Raw genomic sequence first — 3,389 nt, forward strand, 5'->3', positions numbered from 1 at the left:
TGGCTGGATTGTCTCAGCAGTCGCAGCCGCAGTCACAACCATCACAGCAGTCGCAGCTACAGCAGTCGCCGCAATTGCTACAGCAGTCACAACAGTCGCAGCAGTCACTGCACTTATGGCACAGGCCCTCGCGCGGCTGCCCGGACCACGGGTCGTGGTACGGATCCCGGCAGCACACCTGGCAGGTGCAGCACAGCCCGGTCCACACCAGACAGCCCGCGAGCAGCCCCCGGCGGCGCCCCGGCGGCTCCGGCGGGGCGCCGCCGGGGCCGCCCGGGGTGATCCACGGCGACGGCGGCGGCCCGTAGGAGGACTCCGGGGTGCCGGAGTCGTGGCCGGTATGCGCACAGCCGGTGGTGCCGAAGGTGCGGTCGACCGCGCGCTCCAGCTCGTGAACGAGCAGCACATGGGCGAGCCGGCCGGATCCCTTGCCCGCGAATTCGGTGTCCCTCAGCGCCAGCCGCACCCCGTGCACCGCGTCGTCGCACAGCCTGCGGACCTCGGCGAGGTCGGCCCCGGTGGCCGCGATCGGGTTCCAGGCACCGGTCTCGGCGTCCTCGGCCAGGTCCTCCACCGCGTCCAGCAGATGCGCGAGCCGCCCGAAGAGCCGGCCCGCCTCCTCCAGCGGGGCCCGGTTGCCGGGCCGCCCGGCCAGGACGGCGGTGTGCCCGAAGGCCGCGGCGGTCGCGGTCTCGGTGGGCTCGGTGATGGTCAGCAGCGGGGTGCCGGGGCCGGCATGGGACTCCAGCTCCGCCTGCCGGCCGACCGCGTCCAGCAACAGAGCTGTATCAAAACCGAGCGCGGCGCCGCTGCGCTCCCCCGCCCGGTCCCATCGCCCGGCCACCCGGCGGGCCGCCGCGGCCACCGGCCGCCGGGCCAACGCCCCGTCACCGTCCGCGACATGGTCCCGTACCTTCGCCGAGGCCAGCACCAGCGAGACGGTGGCCGCGAGACGCGCCCCCTCGCCCCGGGCGACCGACGCCGTCCGCATCCCGCGCAGCGGACACGGCCCGGCGGTGCGCCGCCAGCCGTCCGACCGCCCGGCCTGGGCCTCCACCAGCACCGATATCACCAGGCCGTCGTAATTGGTGGCGACGCGGGCGAACTGCCCGTGGTCACCCCGCAACGCGAGGCACAGCCCGCACAAATGCGCCATCCACTCGGTGCGCAAGTTTTCCGACAGCCGATGCCGACAAGGCCGGATAATGCCAAACACCACGAACCCCGTTCACCCATACGTCCCCGACGTCACCCGTCCGGCCGCGGCGGAGTCTACCCATCGTTTCGTCAGCCCCCATAAGCAGGTGGAACTCTGATATGGCGCCAGCCGTTGTGCACCAGTAACGTCACGAATCCCCTGTGCGGCCGCAATCCACGTGGCAGACCATCCGCATCATGGACGACCATAGAGGGGCGGACGGTACACACCATCAGGGAGAGGAGGCGTCTATGGGATCGGTACGCAAGGCAAGTGCCTGGCTTGGCCTCGTCGACGACAGCGATGACGAGCGCTACTACGACGACGACTACGCCGAGGGGTCCGAGCCCGGCGACTCCTGGATGACCGACCCGCGAGCTCGGGTTGCCGACGAGACCGCGCGGGACCACGGCACCCGGATCGCCACGGTCACCCCGGAAGGGTTCCGGGATGCCCGCGGCATCGGCGAGATGTTCCGGGAGGGCGTTCCGGTCATCGTCAATCTCACGACGATGGAGTCGGCCGACGCCAAGCGCGTGGTGGACTTCATGGCCGGGCTGATCTTCGGCCTGCGGGGCTCGATCGACCGGGTGGCCAACCGCGTCTTTCTCCTCACCCCCGCGGACTACCAGATCGTCAGCGGCCCGGCCGGTCACCCCACGGGCTTTTTCAACCAGAGCTAGGCCCGCACAGGGCCTGGCGCCCGGGGCCGCTCACCGGAATGCGTCGATTCCGGTGAGCGCCTTGCCCAGCACCAGTTGGTGCATTTCGACGGTCCCCTCATAGGTGAGCACGGACTCCAGATTCGTGGCGTGCCGCATCACCGGATACTCCAGCGAGATCCCGTTGGCGCCCATAATCGTCCGGGCCGTGCGGCAGATCTCGATCGCCTCGCGCACATTGTTCAGCTTGCCGAAGCTGACCTGCTCGGGGCGGAGCCGCCCCGCCTCCATCCGCCGCCCCAGATGGTGGGCGAGCAGGATGCCCTTGTGGAGTTCCAGCGCCATATCGGCCAGCTTGGCCTGGGTGAGCTGGAAGCCCCCGATCGGCCGGCCGAACTGCTCGCGCTCGCGCGCGTAGTCCAGCGCCGACTCGAAGGCGGAGCGGGCGGCCCCCATCGAGCCCCAGATGATGCCGTAGCGGGCGTGGCCCAGACAGCTCAGCGGCCCGCGCAACCCGGTGACCTCGGGCAGGACCGCGTCGGCCGGCAGCCGCACCTCGTCCAGGACCAGCTCGCTGGTGACCGAGGCGCGCAGCGACCACTTGTGCTTGATGTCGGGGGCCGAGAAGCCGGGCGCGTCGGTGGGGACGACAAAGCCGCGGATGCCCTCGTCGGTGCGGGCCCACACCACCGCGACCCCGGCCACCGAGCCATTGGTGATCCACATCTTGCGGCCGGTGAGCACCCAGTCCGAGCCGTCCCGCTTGGCGTAGGTGCGCATGCCCGCCGGGTCCGAGCCATGGTCGGGCTCGGTCAGCCCGAAGCAGCCGATGACCTCGCCTGCGGCCATCCGGGGCAGCCACCGCTGCTTCTGCTCCTCGGAGCCGAAGCGGTGGACGGCGTACATGGACAGGGAGCCCTGCACCGACATCAGGGAGCGGATCCCGGAGTCGGCGGCCTCCAGCTCCAGACAGGCCAGACCGTACTGGATCGGACTGGCACCCGCGCAGCCGTAGCCGGTGAGGGACATCCCGAGCGCGCCGATGGAGCCGAGCTCCCGGGCCAGCTCCCGGATCCCGGGCACCTCGCCGCGCTCGAACCAGTCGGCGACATGCGGCAGCACACGGTCGGCGGCCCACTGCCGCATGGTGTCGCGGACCGCGAGGTCCTCGGGGTCGAGGAGATCGTCGAGCCCCAGCGGGTCACGCGGATCGAACGACGGCAGGGTGCCAGCGGACATGGGTGGCGGCCTCCGGTGGATGCGGGTCCGGGTCGCCGGGCGGGTACCGGTCGCCGGGGCGCGTCCTTGCCGCCCGGCGGCCGGGGTGATCAGCCCGGTCGATCCGACGCTACGGCCGGGTAACCCCTGACGTCCAGACCCGCTCACACCGCGCCACCAGGACACGGGCAGCAGGCGGGCAGGGCTGAGGCGGGACGCGGGCACGCCGGGGCGGGACGCGGGCAGGGCTGGGGCGGGGAGCAGTCAGCCGCGGGCGGCAAGATCCGCTGGACACCCCGCAGGGCGCGGGG

3 protein-coding genes are annotated in these 3,389 nt (G+C 71.7%); 1 reads left to right on the forward strand and 2 read right to left on the reverse strand.

From position 1 onward, the window contains the following. Positions 1 to 13: 13 nt before the first annotated feature. Positions 14 to 1,216: a DUF5685 family protein gene (locus tag KN815_RS31325; protein WP_216345242.1), complete on the reverse strand. Its 1,203-nt coding sequence runs from the start codon at positions 1,214 to 1,216 to the stop codon at positions 14 to 16. A 233-nt stretch (positions 1,217 to 1,449) separates the two neighbouring features. On the opposite strand from KN815_RS31325, the gene KN815_RS31330 reads away from it, so the two are divergent. Beyond that, a complete protein-coding gene (locus KN815_RS31330; protein WP_216345240.1) occupies positions 1,450 to 1,881 on the forward strand; it encodes a cell division protein SepF in 432 nt (143 codons plus the stop codon). A 30-nt stretch (positions 1,882 to 1,911) separates the two neighbouring features. On the opposite strand, the gene KN815_RS31335 is transcribed toward KN815_RS31330, so the two are convergent. Beyond that, the gene (locus KN815_RS31335; RefSeq protein ID WP_216345241.1) at positions 1,912 to 3,099 is read right to left on the reverse strand and encodes an acyl-CoA dehydrogenase family protein; all 1,188 of its coding nucleotides are present in this window, start codon (positions 3,097 to 3,099) and stop codon (positions 1,912 to 1,914) included. Positions 3,100 to 3,389 lie beyond the last annotated feature (290 nt).

The organism is Streptomyces niphimycinicus (genome assembly GCF_018883605.1).
Taxonomy (GTDB): Bacteria; Actinomycetota; Actinomycetes; order Streptomycetales; family Streptomycetaceae; genus Streptomyces; species Streptomyces niphimycinicus.